The following is an 18,500-nucleotide window of genomic DNA, read 5'->3' as shown; positions in this document are numbered from 1 at the left end:
TGCGAGGCGGTGCAGCCGAAGGCATTGCCGGCCTCGATGAACTCGACATGCACCTGCCGGATGCCGAGATTGGTCAGGCGGACGACGGGCGGCATAGAGAAGATGACCGTCGCGATGGTACCCGGCACGGCACCGAGGCCAAAGAACATCGCCGCTGGGATCAGGTAGACGAAGGCGGGCATGGTCTGCATGAGGTCGAGAACGGGCCGGACGATGGTTGCGACCCGGTTGCTGCGGGCCATGGCCACGCCGAGCGGCAGGCCGAGGATCATGGCGATCAGCGTCGAGGCGAGCACCAGCGACAGCGTCTCCATCATCGCGGACCAAAGGCCCATGTGGCCGACCAGCCAGAGCGACAGGCCGGCGAACACGGCGAAACCGAAACCGACCCGCCAGAGCGACAGCAGGACGAAGATCGCAACGCCGAGGGTCATCGGCAGGGCCGAAAGCGCGTTCTGGATGCCGCTTGTCACGGTGCCGATCGCCGCGGCAATGAAGTCCAGCAGCGGGGCGAAATTGTCGAGGATGTAGTTGACGGCGCTGTCGACGCCGTCCCCGATATCGAAAGTCATGGAAATGTCTCCGGGCTGCTGGATCAGGCGGTGCGATCGAGCGTTTCGAGAAGCGCGGACTTGCTGATCGAGCCAAGGTAACGGTTGGCCTCGTCGACCACCGGAACCGGAAAGGCACTCGCGGCGACCTTGCCGAGAACGTTCGAGAGGCATTCCGAGGCCGGGATCGGCTCGATATCCGGCAGGAAGGCGCGGCGATAGGGGTCGCTGGCGCCGCCACGGGTGGTTTCGACCAGTGAATCGCGGCTGACCATGCCGTGATAGGTCTTGTCGCGACCAAGGATGATGGCGACATCCCGGTCGAAATGCTCCATGCGCTCCAGTGCCGCCGCGCCGGATACGCCCTGGCGCTCGATGATCGTCACCTGCGTCTTGCGTGCCACGTCGCCGGCGCGGAAGACCTGGGAGACGTCGACATTGCGGAAGAAGGAGCGCACGTAGTCGTTGGCCGGCTGCAGCACGATCTCGTCGGGGGTGCCGACCTGCACGACCTCGCCGTGCTGCATGATGGCGATGCGGTCGCCGATCCGCATCGCCTCGTCGATGTCGTGGCTGACGAAGACGATCGTGCGGCTGTGCTCGGCCTGGAGGCGCACCAGCTCGTCCTGCATCTCGGCGCGGATAAGCGGGTCGAGCGCGGAAAAGGCCTCGTCCATCAGCAGTACTGTCGGGTCGGTGGCGAGCGCGCGGGCAAGGCCGACGCGCTGTTTCATGCCGCCGGAAAGCTGGTCCGTCCGGCTGTCATCGTAGCCGTCGAGGCCGACGGCCTTCAGGGCCGCGCGGGCCCGTTGCCGGCGTTCGCTTTCGCCGGTACCGGCGACCTCAAGGCCGAAAGCGGCATTGTCGAGAACGGTGCGGTTGGGCAGAAGCGCGAAGGACTGGAAAACCATGCTGATGTCGCGGCGGCGCAACGCGATCAACTCGCTTTTCGGCATCTGCGCTACATCGCGGCCGTCGATCTCGATCGCGCCGGAGGTTGGTTCGATCAGCCGGTTGATGAGGCGCAGCAGGGTGGATTTGCCGGAGCCCGACAGCCCCATGATGACGAAGATCTCGCCGGACCGAATATCGAAGCTCGCATTGTTGACCCCGATCGTGCAACCGGTCGCGGCGTGGATCTGCGCCTTGGTCTTGCCGGATTTGAGAAGGGCAAGGGCTCTTTCTGGCCGCTCGCCGAAAACCTTGAAAATGTTCTTGATACTGATTTTGACCGGACGGTCGCTCTCAGTTGCAAAGGTCATACTGTGCTGGGCCCCGCTCTAGAAGCTGGGCGCTCTCCTTTAGTTCCAAGCTGAATATCAGCGGACGAACACGCCGCCCGAGGCATGTCGCAAACAAGTTGCGAGACGCAATTTGGACATGATGTGGCATGATTTTCTTTCGACATCAAGACTTCTTGGGGAAATCCTGTCTTTCGGTCCTTATTCAGAACTATTTTTCCATGGTGGCGCGGTGCCACTGCTGGGATGAAACCGGTAGCCGTAGGGGAGTTCTAGCCTCTGGCGACCGGTCGCCGGTTCCCCTCTACGTAACGTGCCGCCCGGCTCGCCAGTGAGAGCCGTCGCCCGGCGCCGTCCGGGTTTTGAAACCGAGCATTGGTATCATCGGCGCTTGACCCCGATTAATCTGCTCGAGGCGGTTGTTCGTCCAATGCAAACGGGTTCTAGAGAGCTTGGCGTGGAGCAGGCTTTCTCGCCTGCCTTGCAGACCGCCCTGGCCCTCTGGGAAGGTCCTCAGCTAGAGGATGAAGTCTCCCTTCACGAACGAAATCGCGTCGTCGAGGTGGATTGCAAAGTCACTCTTGCCGTCGCTGTTCACGTCGCCATAGATGTAGGTGTCGGAACTTTTCTTCACAAAACGCAGTTCGCCCGCTTTGTTGTGAAACCCGGCGCTGCCGATGAATTGAAACGCCTGGTCGCCGTCGAGCGCACTGTTAGCATCGATCCGAGAAAGATCGACGAGGTCTTTCTCCTTGTGGCTGAAGTCGAAGATTGTGTCGCGGCTCGTCGATTTCACCGTCGTGTCTTCGACGTGCTTGAAGACGAACTTATCCGCGCCCGTGCCGCCCCAAAGTTTGTCTGCTCCCGCCCCGCCATACAAGATGTCGTTGCCGGCTTCTCCGTAGAGCGTGTCGTTTCCGGCGTTGCCTTCGAGTTTGTCGTCTCCACCTTTAAGTATCTTGCTGTCCCCGTAGTCGCCGTAGATCGTATCGTTGCCGCTACCGCCAAGCAACTTGTCGGCACCACCTCGGCCATGGATGATGTCGTTTCCCCCGCGTCCATCAATAGTGTCCGCGGCGTCCGTTCCTTTCAATTTCTGGCTGGTCGAGTTTCCTTTGATCTTGGCCATGGCGGCTGCTCCCGCGATCTCCCGAGCCGTCAAGTTAGCATCGTCTAATATTTATTCGATTAGATCATATTAGCGATGCAGATATAAGGTGCGCGCCCAGGGCATTCCCGCTTTCCGCTCGTCGAGCGCGCGGCGAGGTGTTAGCCCCGCCGCGCGTGATCGGGATTACAGCGATCCCTTGATTTTCTCTGCCGCTTCCGGGCTCACCCACTGGGTCCACACGTCCGGCTGTTCGGCAAGGAAGTGTTTTGCGCCTTCCTCGCCGCTCGCCTGGTTGTCGGTCATCCAGGCCATCAGCTTGCTGACGGTCTCGTTGTGCCAGGCACGCTTGTTCAGGTAGTCCATGACGTCCGGGGCGACCCGTTCGGAGAAGGGCTTGGCGACGAGCGTGAAGACGCGGTCGACCTGCCAGGCATTCGGCTTCGGGTCGTTGCAATCGGCAACCGTGTTGCAGCGGTTCCACTCCGCGGCATCATGCGGGACGCCGGGGTCGAGCTTGACCATCTCGTATTTTCCGAGGAGGGCGGTCGGCGACCAGTAGTAGGTGACGAAGCTCTCTTTGCGCTCGTACGACTTGGCGATCGCGCCGTCGAGACCGGCGGCAGAGCCCGTGTCGAGCAGGCTGAATCCGGCCTGCTCGGCATTCATGGCCTTGAACAGCTGTGCGGTCACGACCGTGCCGCCCCAGCCTTGCGGGCCATTGAAGATGACGCCCTTGCCGGCATCTTCCGGATGCGGGAACAGTGACGGGTTCTTCAACGCGTCGCCGATCGTCTTGATCTCGGGATGGGCATCGGCGACATATTTGGGGATCCACCAGCCCTGGATGCCGCCATCGGGGAGCGAATTCGCCGCGGTGATGATCTTGCCCTCGTCGACGCCGCGCTGGAACATGTCCGGCAACAAATCGACCCATGCCTCGGGGGCGATGTCCGGCTGCCCCTTCTCGGCCATCGACGTAATGGTCGGCACCGTGTCGCCGATGGTGATCTCGGCGTTGCAGCCATAGCCTTCGTTGAGAATGATCTTGTCGATGTTGGAGAGAACTTCGGCGCTTTGCCAGTTCATGCTGGCAATGGTCACGTCGCCACATTCCGCGGCACTCGAAGCCGAGGCTCCACCGAGGAGGCCGAGCGTCAGGCATGTCGATGCTAGTAGCTTCTGCATTGCTGTTTCCCTCATTTTGCGGCTTATGGATCGGAGCAGGGATGCCGCATTGACCTGCCCGCACGGCAGTCAGGACCTCGGTCCCAGCCTTGCTGATTTTTCGAAAAGATCGACACGGTCCTTGCGGCTACAGGCGTCGAACGATGCGCCGACTATCAGGACGCCTCCGCTACGCGTTGTGGCCATGCCGCGCGAAGAAGCGGTCAAGCTCCCTCTGCTGCGGCACCTGGCCTGTGTAGATCGCGATATATTCCGGTATCCGCTTCATCCGCAGGGCGACGTCCTCGCGCGACTGCATCGAGATGTATCCGATCTGGACGAGGTAGGTGGTGCGGGCCCGCACGTCGGCCGAGGCCTCGTCGAACCCGAAGCGCATGAACATGCGCGTCAGCGCTTCCAGCCGCAGCTGGTCGGCCTGTTGGACTTCCGCCAGGATCTCCGGTGATTGCAGCGCCCAGCTGCGAACCGCGAATTCGAACTGCGAGTCGAAGAGGGTTTTGTCGAGCCAGCAGTCGAAGACATTGAGCATGGCCTCGGCGAGCGATTCCGCATAGGCCTCCGTCCGCTTGACCAGATTGCCGGTGTTCTTCTCCCGCCAGCGGGCGATCAGGGCGTCGAGCAGTTCCTCGCGATCCTTGAAGAACCAGTAGAAGCTGGTCCGCGACAGATTGAGCTTCTTGGCCAGGGGGAGAATCTTGACGGAATCGACGCCGGATTCGAGCAGGGCCTCGTAGGCCGCTTCCAGCCAGCCCTCCGGTGAACCGCGCCAGCCGCTGTCGCCCAAAGCACTTTCCATGTCGATTTCCTAACAGACCAAGAAGCGGCGCACAAGGAAAATGTACATCCATGTCAACGCGCTGGACCGCACTGTTTTGCCGATTGACATAAGTGTACATTCCCGACTAGCGTTCCAGAAACAGCCTTCAGACCGGAGTGCGACACATGTCGAACGATCCCCCCCTTCAGCCCTACAAACTGAAGCACCTCACCCTGCGAAACCGCATCATCGTCACCTCGCACGAGCCGGCCTATCCGGAGGACGGCATGCCGAAGGAGCGCTATCGCGCCTATACGGTGGAGAGGGCCAAGGGGGGCGTTGCGATGACGATGACGGCCGGGTCTGCGGCCGTGTCGAAGGACAGCCCGCCGGTCTTCAACAACCTGCTCGCCTACAAGGACGAGATCGTGCCGTGGATCAAGGAGATGACCGACGCCGTCCATGCGGAGGGTGCCGCCATCATGATCCAGCTGACCCATCTCGGGCGGCGGACCCGCTGGGACAAGGCCGACTGGCTGCCGGTCGTCGCGCCGTCGCATCATCGCGAGGCCGCGCACCGGGCGTTCCCGAAGAAGATCGAAGACTGGGACATCGAGCGCATCATCAAGGATTTTGCCGACGCGGCCGAGCGTATGAAGGCGGGCGGCATGGACGGTGTCGAACTGGAAGCCTACGGCCACCTGATCGACCAGTTCTCGTCGCCGTTGACAAACGAGCTGGACGGTCCCTATGGCGGTTCGCTCGACAACCGCATGCGGTTCTGCTTCGACGTCCTGAAGGCGATCCGGGGCAGGGTGGGCGACGATTTCATCCTCGGCGTCCGCTACACGGCAGACGAGCGTCTGCCGGGCGGCACGGGCAAGGCGGAAGGGCTGGAGATCTCCCGGCGGCTGAAGCAGAGCGGGCTGGTCGACTACCTCAATATCATCCGCGGCCACATCGACACCGATCCGGGCCTCACCGACGTGATCCCCATCCAGGGCATGGCCAACTCGCCGCATCTCGACTTCGCCGGCGAGATCCGTGCCGCGACCGAGTTTCCGACCTTCCACGCCGCCAAGGTGCCGGACGTGGCGACGGCGCGTCACGCCATCGCATCCGGAAAGGTCGACATGATCGGCATGACGCGGGCGCACATGACCGATCCGCACATCGTCCGGAAAATCATTGAGAAGCGCGAAGACGACATCCGTCCCTGCGTCGGTGCCAATTACTGTCTCGACCGCATCTATCAGGGCGGCGCCGCCTATTGCATCCACAACGCGGCGACCGGCCGCGAACTGACGATGCCGCACGTCGCCAGCAAGGCGGCGCTGAAAAAGAAAGTTGTCGTCGTCGGTGCCGGCCCCGCCGGTCTCGAGGCGGCCCGTGTCGCGTCCGAGCGCGGTCACGAGGTGGTGGTGCTCGAGGCGGCGAACAGTGCCGGAGGGCAGATTCGCCTGACCGCGCAAAGCCCGCGCCGCAGGGAAATGATGAGCATCATCGACTGGCGCATGGGCCAGTGCGAGAAGCATGGCGTGACGTTCCGCTTCAACACCTGGGCGGATGCAGAGACCGTCGAGGCCGAAAATCCGGACGTCGTCATCATCGCCACCGGCGGGCTGCCCCACACCGAGGTCCTCTCCCGGGGCAATGAACTCGTCGTCTCGGCCTGGGACATCATTTCCGGCGACGTGAAGCCGGGCAGCAACGTGCTGATCTTCGACGATGCCGGCGATCACGCCGGCCTCCAGGCGGCGGAGTTCCTGGCCAATGCGGGTGCAAACGTCGAGATCATGACCCCGGACCGCTCGTTCGCGCCGGAGGTCATGGCGATGAACCTCGTGCCGTACATGCGCTCGCTGCAGAAGTTGGATGTGACGTTTACGGTCACCTATCGGCTGGAGGCGGTCGAGAAGGACGGCAATCAGCTCATCGCCCACGTCGGCAGCGACTACGGCGGCGTCGCCAAGCGGCGCACGGTCGACCAGGTCGTCGTCAACCACGGCACCATTCCGCTGGACGAGCTGTATTTCGAGCTCAAGCCTCGGTCGAAAAACCTTGGCGAAGTCTCCTACGAGGAACTGATCGCCGGCACGCCGCAGTCGGTGCTGCGCAATCCCGGCGGTCGCTACCAGCTCTACCGGATCGGGGACGCTGTGGCCGCGCGCAATACCCATGCGGCGATCTATGACGGATTGCGGCTGGCAAAGGACATCTGAGGGGCTGATGGGCTGATGGGATCGTGCGCCCGGCGGCAGGAGGTTTATCATGGCTCGAAGTGACGCCCTGCAACGGGTCCTCGACTGTGCGTTTGCAGCATTCGATCAATTTGCCACGGACCCGCGCTCGCGCAGGTCGGTGGCCCGGATGTTTGCCAGCTTGGAGGTGCAAGGCCCGGAGCGCGCCGGGGGCGGCACGCGTCTGCCGCTCTGTGACGCATACCTCGAAAGCGCGCTCGCCATCGATGTCGATTTGCCGACGCTGACGGCGTTGCGTGACGGGTTCAGGGCGCTGGAGCCCAGGCTCGACTGGCGGGTGCGGTCCGCCGATGACGGCTCTGCGAGCGAAAATTTCCCCACCGGCCACGCCAACACGATGATCGTCGGCCCGGGCGGTCTCGAACAGCGGGACGATCTCTGGTTCGGGGCGACATTGATGGCCCCGCATGCCGGAGGAAACCTACCTGGTCCTGTCCGAGGGCGAGTTCAAGCAGGGCGATGCCGACTGGTTCTCGCCGGGCCTCGGCGGCTCCTTCTACAACCCGCCAGGCATCCGGCATGCGATGCGCTCGGCAGACAAGCCTTTGCTCGCCTTCTGGATGTTGTCGGTCGATCGATCACACCACTGACGATGGCGGAGCCCGGTGCCGCCCGCACGCCGGGAAGGCCAGCCGCGGCTGCGAGGATGGTACATAGAGCGGGTGGCGGGGATGCCCGGCGGTCGTCGTGCCGATGCAGTCGACCCGGAGCCCGGCAATCGAAAGGACCAGTCCCGCCCGCGCCGCCGCCAACGGGTGGGCACCCCAGGCGGCGATGACGTCGTGGCGGCCGGTCGTCGCCGACAGAGCCCAAGCGCAGGCCCGGGCGACATGTAGATCGTTCTCGGGTCCGACGGGATCGTCTGCACGGTGGAGTTCGTCGGGATCGGCGGTGCAGAGCGCATAGAGATTGACCACCGTCATGCCGCCATAGCCCCAGCTTTGCGAAAAAGCCGTGCAGCGGCGAATGGTCGGATCGTCCCGGGTCGCGCTCGCTCGCGACGGGTTGAGCATGATCCAGACGATGCGCCCCGGTTGGTCGGACCAGCGGCGGGCGAGCGCATACCGGTAGCGGCCGCAGCTGGAAAAGACCGCGGCGCCGAAGCAGTCGCCCGGAAGCGGCGCCGCATTCACGGCGGTGACCGCAATCGGCCGCAGTCGGTGCCAGCGGGGCAATGCTTCTCCAGCCATTCGGCTGAGCGGTCGGATGTACCTTCGGTGGTGTCCGACCGATCGATGCCATCGCGCGACGCGGCCGGCAGATCATAGCTGAGGATCCAGCGTTTCATGAAAGCGATCCCGTTCGCAGGTAGCCATTCTACACCGGCGGCGGCGGTCCGGCGATTGCCGCCGCATTGACAGCCGAGATGGGGGCGGCATTAAATTCCGCCTGAAGCGGCAACGGGACGGTGGACGAGAGTGTCTTTCACGGAAACGAAAACGCGGATCTACCGGCTGGCCAAGTACACCCTCCTGCGGCCCGACCCTCCGCTGGCGCCGGCCCGGTTCGATGCTCCGGTCGTCGTGGTCGGCTCCGCTCCGGTCTCCAACAAGCCGGCCGGGTTCGACGGGCGTTTCAGGGTCATTACCGTCAACGGCGCCCAGATGGTGACGACGAGTTGGGGCCTCGAGGCGCCCCACATGACCTTCATGATGTTCAACCAGGTGCGCGGCACGACCACCAATGCGGTTGAGGTCCGGCGGGTCCTGCAGGGACAGCGGACAGGACTGCTGTACGTGTTGTTGTGGCGTGAGGGGCTGGCCGCGCTTCGGGACGGCCTGAGAGCCTTCGACTATCGCTACGACGACCTGCGCATCGTCGATCGCTATCAGCGCATGGCGCTGCTTGATCGGGTCTGCGGCTTCAAAAGCGTCGAGCTGGACGCTGAGAGCAAGTGCTCGAACGGCATCAATGCGGCGCTCTTCGCCCTCTATAACGGCGCGCCGGCGGTGATCCTGACGGGGATCAGCCCGCAGGCCGACGGCCACGCCTACAACACGGAAAATCTGCCGCGCTTTCACAAGGACATGGACCGCAAGGTCCTGCAGACATTGTACGGCAAGGGCTACCCCATCTTCACCGCCGACGAAGACGTCGCAGCGGCGGTCGGGCTTCCGCTGTGGAGGGGAGGCATCTAGCCGATGAGCCGCGGCGTCATGACAGGCCCGCGCTAGGTGCCGGGTGGGCCATGCCGGCCGGCCGATGCAGTTCGATGCCGCGGGAGTGGATGAAGTCGACCATCGTGCAGTCCTCCACCTCGGACCGCTGGATGTCGCGCAACGTCGAGTGCATTTTCTCCCTCAGGCGCTCGGCGGAGACGGCATAGGTCCACCCCCGGGCGATCTTCGTCGCCATCTCCTCCTCGGACTTGCTGTAGTAATGGTTGAGCTGGAGATAGGCGTTGGAATAGAAGCGAGGGTTCTTGCGCCCCCGGCGGCTCGTCCGGTAACCGGCGTCATTCATCGTCTGGTCGTCGAACTGGCGCGTCCTGAATTGATGGACGGTTACTTCGATGACCTCGCACGGATCGACGATGCATTTGAAGTTCGTGGCAAACTCCGTCGGGGCCAGCGGGTCGGAGAACCGCCTGGTGAAGTTGAGCACGACGGGGCCGCTCGGACGGGACCTGTGCCCGCTCGTGCCGAACATGTGCCAGGGCAGTGAAACGTTCGGGAAGTCGCCGGTCGTCTTGAGCGCTTCTTCGATCGTCGCGTGCTGTCGCGGCAGCAGGAACTCGTCCACGTCGATGAACGCCATGCGGCGAAACCTTCCGCCGAAATTGAGGATGGCGTGAGCGAGGGCGAGGACCTGCCCGTCGATCAACTGGTTCAATTTCGAACAAACGATACGCCCCGCCCAGGGTACGATCGTCAGTTCCGAAGGATTGAGAACGCTTTGGAGAACGTCGCAGGTGCCATCGGTCGAGCCGTTGTCATAGACGATGAAGTGGCGAACCCCGACCGCCCTGTGGAACCGGATCCATTCCTCGATGTAATGCGCTTCGTCCTTGACGCAGACGGCGATGGCAACGCCGTGGCGCCCCGGATGAGGCTCTGGCGGGGTAATCGAAAGGGTCTTGATGCCCGCATTCTTCCTGCCAAACCAGAGCATCAGGCCTCCCGTCATTTCTGACCTGCGACGCCCCTCATGAAAGAAAATATATTGATCGGACCAAGTCGATTCCAGTCCCTTCAAGGCGTAATGCTTTCAATCTATAGTAGTATTGCCACCTAGCCTTGACACGACTTGATCGCGATGCAAGCATTCCTCCGAACTGCGTGACATATTCTAGTCAGATCGGCCTAACCCGATGTTCCTGTTGAGCACGGGTCAATCGACTACCTGTGCGAGATGCAGAAGGGGTTGGCATGAGAGACGACGTCGTACGCATTTTCGTCGGGTTCGACTCAAAGGAAATCGTCGCCTACCACGTTCTTTGCGAGAGCATTCTTGAACGATCTTCCATTCCGGTCGTCTTTTCGCCGATCGTCCTCAGCAATCTGCGCGGAATATTCGAGCGCGAGCGCAACCCGTTGCAGTCGACGGAGTTCTCCTTCTCACGCTTCCTGGTCCCCTATCTGAGCGACTATCAGGGCTGGAGCATGTTCATCGATTGCGACATGCTCGCCCGCGCCGATATCGCCGAGCTCTGGGCGCTGCGGGACGACAGCTACGCCGCCATGTGCGTGAAGCACGATTACGTTCCGAAAATCGAGACGAAGTTCCTCGGCCAGACGCAGACGAAATACGAAAAGAAGAACTGGTCGAGCATGATCCTGTTCAACAACGCCAGATGCCGGGCGTTGTCAAAGGGGTTCGTCAACACCGCCACCGGCCTTCAATTGCATCAGTTCAAGTGGCTCGACAGCGACGAGCAGATCGGCGTAGTTCCGGTGGTGTGGAACTACCTGGTCAACGAGTACGAGTACCGGGAAGACGCGAAGATCGTCCACTTTACCGACGGCGGCCCCTATTTCGAGGAGTATCGCAACGACGACTACGCCGAGGAATGGTTTGCGATGCGAGACCGCGTCATGTCGGTGCAGCAGAGATAAGCGGGCGCGTGGTGAAAGCACCCGGTGAGCACGAACCGGAACACCTGCCGGCGCGCGGTTCCGCCTCCGGACTCACCGCTCCCGAGGACTGGCGTGTGCTGTTTTCGCCGTACTCCCATATCGTGCTCGTCGCCAACAGCGCGGCGGTGGATGTTCCCGCACTGCCCGCGCAGTATCCGCCCACGACCCTGTTCGTGTTCTTCAACAAGGTCTACAAGGTCCTGAACCGGCCGTTCGAAGGGCATGCCCTGCTCGTTTCGAGGGGACAGCCGCGCGGGGCAAACATCGTCTATCGCGGCGAGGTCGACGAGGTCCTGTCCTTCTTCGCCAGGGCGCATTTCCTCGGGATCATGAACATCCGGTTCAATGCCGAAGAAAGGCTCAATCCGGCGGCGGACTTCCGGAACGCGCCGACTGGGCACCTGGATCTGCCCGGCTACTTCGACGACCTCTATACCGCAGGCAAGACGCCGACGAGCGGGTTTGCTTTGGCCCTTTGGCTCAGCGAGTTCAGGCTCGCCGCGACCATCGTCCTTGCGGGCTTCTCGGCACGACGCAGCGAGAAGTGGCGGATCGTGTCGGCCCATGACTGGAGCTTCGAGCAGGTGTTTCTGCGCCTGCTAGCTCGGTTCGGCAAGATCGCCGTGCACGGGGGGATTGGTGCAAATGCCTATGCGGGGCTTTCGGCCCGGTTTCCCGAAATCCCGGCAGCGGACATCGCGCTGGCCGCTGCCGAGGTGCTGTCGGAGCGACTTTCCAACACCGACGCCGAGGTCGACAAGCTGATCTCGCTGACAAACATCATCCGGACTGCAGACAACCTGCTGCGCCGGCTGAAGCCGGCCATGTTCAGGCGCCGGCCGCCGGGCGGCGGCTGAGCGGATCGCTGCACAGGACTGCCCCGTCTTGACGCCGGCCCGGACAGCGATTTCAACTTGCCCGGGACAGGCAGGACTGCGTTTCTGTTATTGGAAAGCCTGCTGCCGATTCAGGAAGAGCCCCATGCCGCTGCAGAACCGCCTCACTCCTTTTGGCGAAATCGTCGCCACCAGTGCGCGTGGGCTCTTCACCGGCAATCGCGGCATAATCCACGACCCGGAGACGCGAACGCTGACGCGGCGGCGTTGGACGACGAAGGCGTGGATCACCTGCGCTTGCGACTACAAGGGGATCCGGCGGCCGGTCATGCAGCGACGGAGCTGGACCGAACTGTTCTTCCTCGACGAGGCGACGGCGCTCGCCGCCGGGCGCCGGCCATGCTTCCTGTGCCGCCGCGACGAGGCGCAGGTGTTCCGCCATGCCTGGGCCAAAGGAAACGGCGTGCCTCCTTCCTCGGCGGCAGAGATGGATGGCATCCTGCACGAGCAGCGCCTCGAGGGCGGCAGCAAGCGCCTGCATCCTCTTCCCGTGCCGCTTGACCGACTGCCCGACGGCGCCATGGTGGCGGCCGGATCGTCGGCCTATCTGGTGAAGGGCGGCGTTGCTCTTTTATGGGACGCCGAGGGGTATTGCAGGGCAGGGGACCCGGACAGGGTCGACGGGCTGTTGACGCCGCCCGCGAGCCTTGCCGCCCTTGCGGCGGGCTACCGTCCGGTGCTGCATCCTTCGGCATCCGGGTGACCGCCGCAGCACGGTCAGCCGCCGAGACGATCCGTCCAGTTGACCACCGCCGCCGCCATGGTGCGCAGATGGTCGGCCGCAGAAAAGCCGGAAACCGTCTTGCGGGGCTTCAGGTCATGATCGCCGTCTTCCAGCCAGAGCAGTTCGATCTTCTCCGATAGGGAATAGCCTTTCACCTCTTCGCACGTGCCGAACTCGTCGCGGGTCCCCTGGCAGATCAGCGTTGGCGTGACGAGATCGGCGAGATGAGCGGTACGCAGCTGCTGCGGCTTGCCGGGCGGATGGAACGGATAGCCGAGGCAGAGCAGGCCAGCGATCCGGCCAGCCGCAAAAAGATCGTCGGCGACCATGCTCCCCACGCGGCCGCCCATCGACTTGCCGCCGATGACAAGTGGACCCGTTGCGCCGAGCGCCGAAACCGCATCGCGGTATTCCTGCTGCAACGTCTCGGCGCGTGGCGGCGGCCGGCGGTCGCCGGACGTACGGCGGGCCGCCATGTAGCCGAACTCGAACCGCGCGACCCGGAAGCCGCTCGCCGCCAAGGCGCCGGCCGCGGCCGACATCGAGGCCGAATCCATCGGTGCGCCGGCGCCGTGCGCCAGAAGGATCGTCATTCTGGCGTCGGCGGGCCCGTCCATCAGAAACTTGCCGTTCATTCACTCAATCTCCGGTGCGCAGCTCTTGAATTCGATGGTTCGGACACTCATATCACCGGCCTGCCTGGAAACGGACCCGTGTGGCATCGGCGTTGGCCGAGCCGACCGGCGTGACAGGGTAAGGGCGCTCCCCGCAAGGGTCGAGCGCCCTTTTTTGTGTCGGACGCCATTGTCGTGCGGCCGATGCGCACACGGGCCGTGGACGGCTTGCCTCGACTGCAGGGATTGAGGAAACTGCGCGGCAATTCAACCCTTGTTCTACTACCTTCATGATTTCGACCTTCCTGCTCACCTCCGCGATCATTCTATTGACGCCCGGGCCGACGAACACGGTGCTAGCGGCTTCGGGCGCGGCACGGGGGATGCGGCGGTCGCGGCTGCTGCCGTTTGCTGAGGCGGGCGGCTATGCGCTTGCGATCTCCGTCTTCGTCTGCGCGGCTACGCTGGTGAGGGACTTGTGGTGGGTGATGCCTGCCATGAAGATTGCCGCCTCGATGTGGCTTGCCTTCTGCGCGGTGCGGCTCTGGTCCACCTCGCCGCAAGCCCCCATGACGGCCGGTCCCGGGGCCTTCGGGCGGGTTTTCTTCACCACCATCCTCAATCCCAAGGCGATGATCGTCGGGACGATGCTGATCCCCGAGGCGAGCGCGGACGAGGTGGCGCTGCGCGTCGCAGGCTTCGTGGTGCTGTCCACCCTGGCCGGATTTGGTTGGGTGGCCCTCGGTGCCGCACTTCCCGGCAGCATCAGGCGGCACTCCTACAAGGGCGCGGCCTTCATCCTCGGCGGCTTCTCGGTCGCAGCGATCACCAGCGCCTTCGCCTGATTGCACGGCAGCCATTCCCGTCCTCCCAAACGGCTCTTGTGCGATGCTTCGGAGCGGGCTACGCAAGACGCATCGTCGGCCAGAAGCGGGAGGTGCGGATGACGGAGGATATCAAGGGCGACATCGCTCGGCTGGAGAAGCAGGAGGAACTGCTGCGCTTCACCCGCTGCGATGCCGAAACAGCCTGGAAGCTCGGCGGCATCCTGCGCGACATCGCGATCGAGCGCGGGGCGGGCATAGCCATCGACATCTCGCTGCGTGATCGCACCCTGTTCCACAGCGTGCTCGACGGCACGAGCACCGACAATGCCGAATGGATCCGCCGCAAGCGCAATACCGTGCTGCGGCTGTGGCATTCCTCCTATCTCGTCGGCCGCCGGCTGGCGCTCGCCCATCGCGGCCAGGAGGAGGCGCACAATCTGCCGCTTTCCGACTTCGCCACGCATGGGGGCGGGTTCCCGATCCTGGTCGACGGGCTCGGCTGCGTCGGCGCCGTCACCGTCTCGGGGGTGCCGCAACGCATGGACCACGCGATCGTCGCGGACGGCATCGCCCGCCTGCTTGGAGTCGATCTCGGCGACGCCCGTCTGCCGGCCTAGGCCGGCGATAGCGCCGTGATACGGTGAAACCTCTAGGGCCGGCTGTCAGGCCGGCGCTTCAGTGTGCACCTTCCGCTGGAAGCCTTCGCTCGCCTCGAAAAGTTTCTTCGTGTAGGCGGCCTCGAACTTGTGATCGGCCAGCGCTGAAGCGGGCAGGGTTTCGACGACGTGGCCGCCTTGCATGATCGCCAGGCGCTCGCACATGTGGCTGACCACGGCGAGGTCGTGGCTGACCATGACGAAGGTGAGCTTGCGATCCTTGCGGGTCTGCTCGAGCAGGTTCAGGATTTCGGCCTGCACCGAGGCGTCGAGCGCCGAGGTCGGCTCGTCAAGCAGCACGATCGATGGTTCGACCACCAGGGCGCGGGCGATGGCGACGCGCTGGCGCTGGCCGCCGGACAGCTGGTGCGGATAGCGGAAGCGGAAGCCCTTGCCGAGCCCGACTTCTTCCAGCGCCCGGACGATCCGATTTTCCGTGTTGTCGAAGCCGTGGATTGCCAGCGGCTCCAGGAGCGCCCGGTCGATCGTCTGGCGGGGGTGCAGCGAGCCGTAAGGGTCCTGGAAGACCATCTGCACCTCGCGGTAGAAGGCGCGGTTCCGCTTGCCCCGCCGCAGTTCCCTGCCGTCGATCGAGATCGTGCCGGCGCTGACCGGCGCCAGGCCGGCCACGGCACGCAGCAGCGTCGACTTGCCGGAGCCGGACTCGCCGACGAGGCCGAAGGACTCGCCCCGCGCGACGCTGACGCTGACATCGTCGAGCGCCTTGTGGCCGTTGAACTCGACGCCGAGCTTTCTGACTTCAAGCGCCGCCGTCATAGGGCCCACTCCGGCTTGCGATCGAGGACGGGCAGGGGATGGCGGTCGTGTCCGATGCGCGGCAACGAATTCAGCAGCCCCTGCGTATAGGGATGTTGTGCATTCGCCAGGTCCGCACTGGCGAGCTCTTCCACGATCCTGCCGGCATACATGACGATCACCCGGTCACAGAAGGTGGAGACGAGGCGCAGGTCGTGCGAGATGAACAGCAGGCCCATGCCGCGGTCGGCCACCAGCCGGTCGAGGATGCCGAGCACCTCCAGCTGCACGGTGACGTCGAGCGCCGAAGTCGGTTCGTCGGCGATCAGAAGCTCGGGGCCGGCGACCAGCATCATCGCGATCATGGCGCGCTGGCCCATGCCGCCCGAGACCTCGTGCGGATGCAGGTCGAAGACGCGCTTCGGCTCGCGGATCTGAACCGCCTCGAGCATGGCGAGCGCCCGGTCGCGGGCCTCGGCGCGCGAGACGCTCTCGTGGGTCTGCAGCGTCTCGATGATCTGGCGGCCGATCGTCATAACCGGATTCAGCGAGTACTTCGGGTCCTGCAGGATCATTGCCATCTGCCGGCCGCGCAGCGAACGGCGCTGCCTGGCGCTGGCTGTGAGCAGGTCGATGTCGTTGAACATCATTTTCTTGGCCGTCACCGTCGCCTGGGGAGGCGTCAGGCCCATGATGGCGCGGCCGGTCTGCGACTTGCCCGAGCCGGATTCGCCGACGATGCCCAGACGCTCGCGGCCGAGCTTCAGCGAAACGCCGCGCACCGCCTGGATCGATCCCGATCGCCCGGGGAAAGTGACGCGCAGGTCCTCGATGTCGAGAAGCGGCTTCACCGGCCTTCCTCCTTCGGGTCGAGCGCGTCGCGCAGGCCGTCGCCGAGCAGGTTGAAGCCGAGGCTGACGACCAGGATGGCGGCGCCCGGCGCGGCGGCGACCCACCACTGGTCGAGGATGAAGCGGCGGCCGGAGGCGATCATCGCGCCCCATTCGGGCAGTGGCGGCTGCGCGCCGAGGCCGAGGAAGCCGAGGCCAGCGGCCGTCAGGATGATGCCGGCCATGTCGAGCGTGACGCGCACGATCAGCGAGGGCATGCAGAGCGGCATGATGTGGCGCAGCACGATCCGCATCGGGGAGGCGCCCATCAGTTGCACGGCCGCAATGTAGTCGGCATTGCGGAAGGTCAGGGTTTCCGCCCGCGCAATGCGGGCATAGGGCGGCCACGAGGTGATGGCGATCGCCAGCACCGCGTTCTCGATGCCCGGTCCGAGCGCTGCGACAAAGGCGAGCGCCAGCACGAGTTTGGGAAAGGCAAGGAAGATGTCGGTGATGCGCATCAGCACCGCGTCGATCCAGCCGCCAGCGTAGCCGGAGACGGTGCCGATCAGGAGCCCGACCGGGGCGGCGATGATGGCGACGAGAATGACGACGAACAGCGTCAGCCGCGAGCCGTAGATCACGCGCGAGAGGATGTCGCGGCCTTGGTCGTCGGTGCCGAACCAGTGCAGCGCGCTCGGTGCCAGCAGCCGATCGTCCTTGAGGTTGCCGATGTAAGGCGAATAGGGGGCCAGGACATCGGCGAAAGCCGCCGTGAGCAGCAGCAGGATCAGGATTGCAAGGCCGATCAGAGCAAGCTTGTTTTCGCAGAAGCGCAGCCAGGTCGTATAGGTGCGGCCGAGACGGGCCTGCGTGCGCGAGCCGGGCCGCTCGGTCATCAGCCATTCCCGCCACGAGAGCGGGGCCTGGGAAGAAATGTCGCTCATCGCGTGCGCGTCCTCGGGTCGAGTGTCCGGTACAGCAGGTCCGACAGAAGGTTGATGGCGATGAAGACGGAGCCGATGATGATCGTTCCGCCCAGCACCGCGTTCATGTCGGCGTTCTGGAGCGAGTTGGTGATGTAGAGGCCAAGGCCCGGCCAGGCGAAGACCGTCTCGGTCAACACCGAGCCCTCGAGAAGGCCGGCATAGGAGAGGGCGATCACGGTGACGAGCGGGACGGCGGCATTGCGCAAAGCGTGCCCCCAGATGATGCGAGTCTCGGAAAGCCCCTTGGCGCGGGCGGCGACGATGTATTCCTGGCTAAGCTCGTTGAGCATGAAGCTGCGCGTCATGCGGCTGATATAGGCGAGCGAGAAGTAACCAAGCAGGGCGGCCGGTAGCGCGATGTGGCGGATCAGGTCCCACAACACGTCCCATTTGCCCTGCATGGTCGCATCGATCAGGTAGAAGCCGGTGACGGGCGTGAAGGAGTATTCGTAGACGACATCCACGCGCCCCGGGAACGCGGCCCATTGAAGCTTTGCGTAGAAGAGCACGAGCGAAAGCAAGGCCAGCCAGAAAATCGGCACGGAATAGCCGATCAGCCCGATGATGCGCACGATCTGGTCGGCAAGGCTGCCGCGCTTGACGGCGGCAAGCACGCCGAGCGGTATGCCGAAGAGGGCGCCGATGATCGTGCCGAGCGTCGCAAGCTCGATCGTCGCGGGGAAGACGCGGCGGATGTCGTCCATCACCTGGTTGGTGGTGAGCACCGACGTGCCGAAATTGCCCTGCAGCGCGCCCTTCACGTAGATGAAGAACTGCTGGTACAGCGGCAGGTTGAGGCCCATCTCCTCGCGCACGCGGTCGACCACGCGCTGCGGCGCCCGATCACCGAGTACGGCCAGAACCGGATCGATCGGGATGACGCGGCCGATGAAGAAGGTGACGGCGAGAAGGCCGAGATAGGTCGTCGCCACGATGACGAGAAAACGCAGCGCGGCGAGGAACAGCGAACGGGTGCGGGCGCTCGTGCGCCCGGACCCTGCTTGAGTTGGAATAGGAGACAACGTT

General features: G+C 64.0%; 19 protein-coding genes and 1 pseudogene. 8 read left to right on the top strand and 12 right to left on the bottom strand.

What is annotated here, in order from left to right; all coding sequences use genetic code 11:
• From C7449_RS18890 to C7449_RS18870, 5 genes are all read right to left on the bottom strand, one after another.
• On the bottom strand, positions 1–572 hold a 572-nt coding region (locus tag C7449_RS18890), incomplete at its 3' end, for an ABC transporter permease (protein ID WP_146165107.1).
• Between the two features lie 23 nt (positions 573–595).
• Positions 596–1,813, bottom strand: coding sequence for a glycine betaine/L-proline ABC transporter ATP-binding protein ProV (proV, locus tag C7449_RS18885; RefSeq protein ID WP_108004449.1), 1,218 nt, complete (start codon positions 1,811–1,813; stop codon positions 596–598).
• A gap of 496 nt (positions 1,814–2,309) precedes the next feature.
• Positions 2,310–2,921 carry a calcium-binding protein gene (locus C7449_RS18880; protein WP_108004448.1) on the bottom strand — a complete coding sequence of 204 codons (612 nt, stop codon included), beginning with the start codon at positions 2,919–2,921 and terminating at the stop codon, positions 2,310–2,312.
• A gap of 165 nt (positions 2,922–3,086) precedes the next feature.
• Entirely contained in the window at positions 3,087–4,088 is a 1,002-nt protein-coding gene (locus C7449_RS18875; RefSeq protein WP_108004447.1) for an ABC transporter substrate-binding protein, read from the bottom strand.
• 169 nt (positions 4,089–4,257) lie between these two features.
• Complete coding sequence (locus C7449_RS18870; RefSeq protein ID WP_108004446.1) at positions 4,258–4,884, bottom strand: TetR/AcrR family transcriptional regulator; 627 nt, start codon at positions 4,882–4,884, stop codon at positions 4,258–4,260.
• 146 nt (positions 4,885–5,030) lie between these two features.
• Between C7449_RS18870 and C7449_RS18865 the strand changes: the two genes are divergently transcribed.
• Both C7449_RS18865 and C7449_RS18860 read left to right on the top strand, forming a co-directional pair.
• Complete coding sequence (locus tag C7449_RS18865) at positions 5,031–7,067, top strand: NADH:flavin oxidoreductase (RefSeq protein ID WP_108004445.1); 2,037 nt, start codon at positions 5,031–5,033, stop codon at positions 7,065–7,067.
• A gap of 46 nt (positions 7,068–7,113) precedes the next feature.
• Positions 7,114–7,696: pseudogene (locus tag C7449_RS18860) on the top strand (dimethylsulfonioproprionate lyase family protein).
• Here C7449_RS18860 and C7449_RS18855 read toward each other — a convergent pair.
• The gene (locus tag C7449_RS18855; protein WP_210204756.1) at positions 7,685–8,281 is read right to left on the bottom strand and encodes a DUF1643 domain-containing protein; all 597 of its coding nucleotides are present in this window, start codon (positions 8,279–8,281) and stop codon (positions 7,685–7,687) included. The pseudogene C7449_RS18860 and the gene C7449_RS18855 sit on opposite strands and share 12 nt — an antisense overlap.
• Positions 8,282–8,524: 243 nt before the next feature.
• Between C7449_RS18855 and C7449_RS18850 the strand changes: the two genes are divergently transcribed.
• A complete protein-coding gene (locus C7449_RS18850) occupies positions 8,525–9,244 on the top strand; it encodes a membrane-anchored protein (RefSeq protein WP_108004443.1) in 720 nt (239 codons plus the stop codon).
• 16 nt (positions 9,245–9,260) lie between these two features.
• Here C7449_RS18850 and C7449_RS18845 read toward each other — a convergent pair whose 3' ends face one another.
• Entirely contained in the window at positions 9,261–10,217 is a 957-nt protein-coding gene (locus C7449_RS18845) for a glycosyltransferase family 92 protein (RefSeq protein ID WP_108004442.1), read from the bottom strand.
• Positions 10,218–10,474: 257 nt separating this feature from the next.
• Here C7449_RS18845 and C7449_RS18840 point away from each other — a divergent pair, with 257 nt between their 5' ends.
• From C7449_RS18840 to C7449_RS18830, 3 genes are all read left to right on the top strand, one after another.
• Entirely contained in the window at positions 10,475–11,161 is a 687-nt protein-coding gene (locus C7449_RS18840) for a glycosyltransferase family protein (protein ID WP_108004441.1), read from the top strand.
• 11 nt (positions 11,162–11,172) lie between these two features.
• A complete protein-coding gene (locus tag C7449_RS18835) occupies positions 11,173–12,039 on the top strand; it encodes a 3-deoxy-manno-octulosonate cytidylyltransferase (protein WP_374828219.1) in 867 nt (288 codons plus the stop codon).
• A 124-nt stretch (positions 12,040–12,163) separates the two neighbouring features.
• Entirely contained in the window at positions 12,164–12,781 is a 618-nt protein-coding gene (locus C7449_RS18830) for a hypothetical protein (protein ID WP_108004440.1), read from the top strand.
• A 14-nt stretch (positions 12,782–12,795) separates the two neighbouring features.
• On the opposite strand, the gene C7449_RS18825 is transcribed toward C7449_RS18830, so the two are convergent.
• The gene (locus tag C7449_RS18825; protein ID WP_108004439.1) at positions 12,796–13,437 is read right to left on the bottom strand and encodes an alpha/beta hydrolase family protein; all 642 of its coding nucleotides are present in this window, start codon (positions 13,435–13,437) and stop codon (positions 12,796–12,798) included.
• A 269-nt stretch (positions 13,438–13,706) separates the two neighbouring features.
• Between C7449_RS18825 and C7449_RS18820 the strand changes: the two genes are divergently transcribed.
• Both C7449_RS18820 and C7449_RS18815 read left to right on the top strand, forming a co-directional pair.
• Positions 13,707–14,261 carry a threonine transporter gene (locus C7449_RS18820; RefSeq protein ID WP_108004438.1) on the top strand — a complete coding sequence of 185 codons (555 nt, stop codon included), beginning with the start codon at positions 13,707–13,709 and terminating at the stop codon, positions 14,259–14,261.
• Positions 14,262–14,359: 98 nt separating this feature from the next.
• Positions 14,360–14,860, top strand: a complete 501-nt coding sequence (locus tag C7449_RS18815; protein ID WP_108004437.1) for a heme-degrading domain-containing protein — start codon at positions 14,360–14,362, stop codon at positions 14,858–14,860.
• Positions 14,861–14,905: 45 nt separating this feature from the next.
• Here C7449_RS18815 and C7449_RS18810 read toward each other — a convergent pair whose 3' ends face one another.
• From C7449_RS18810 to C7449_RS18795, 4 genes are read right to left on the bottom strand one after another with little or no spacing between them, the layout of a single operon-like run.
• Positions 14,906–15,676 carry an ABC transporter ATP-binding protein gene (locus tag C7449_RS18810; RefSeq protein ID WP_108004436.1) on the bottom strand — a complete coding sequence of 257 codons (771 nt, stop codon included), beginning with the start codon at positions 15,674–15,676 and terminating at the stop codon, positions 14,906–14,908.
• On the bottom strand, positions 15,673–16,506 hold the full coding sequence (locus C7449_RS18805; protein WP_108004435.1) for an ABC transporter ATP-binding protein: 834 nt from the start codon (positions 16,504–16,506) through the stop codon (positions 15,673–15,675). Before C7449_RS18805 ends, C7449_RS18810 begins: the two co-directional genes overlap by 4 nt.
• Positions 16,503–17,432 carry a nickel transporter permease gene (nikC, locus tag C7449_RS18800; RefSeq protein ID WP_108004434.1) on the bottom strand — a complete coding sequence of 310 codons (930 nt, stop codon included), beginning with the start codon at positions 17,430–17,432 and terminating at the stop codon, positions 16,503–16,505. The genes C7449_RS18805 and nikC overlap by 4 nt, the downstream gene beginning before the upstream one ends.
• On the bottom strand, positions 17,429–18,487 hold the full coding sequence (locus C7449_RS18795; RefSeq protein WP_108004468.1) for an ABC transporter permease: 1,059 nt from the start codon (positions 18,485–18,487) through the stop codon (positions 17,429–17,431). The genes nikC and C7449_RS18795 overlap by 4 nt, the downstream gene beginning before the upstream one ends.
• Positions 18,488–18,500: the final 13 nt, after the last annotated feature.

The organism is Mycoplana dimorpha, from assembly GCF_003046475.1.
In the GTDB taxonomy this organism is placed as follows: Bacteria; Pseudomonadota; Alphaproteobacteria; order Rhizobiales; family Rhizobiaceae; genus Mycoplana; species Mycoplana dimorpha.
This window is presented reverse-complemented; position numbering and strand designations above follow the sequence as displayed.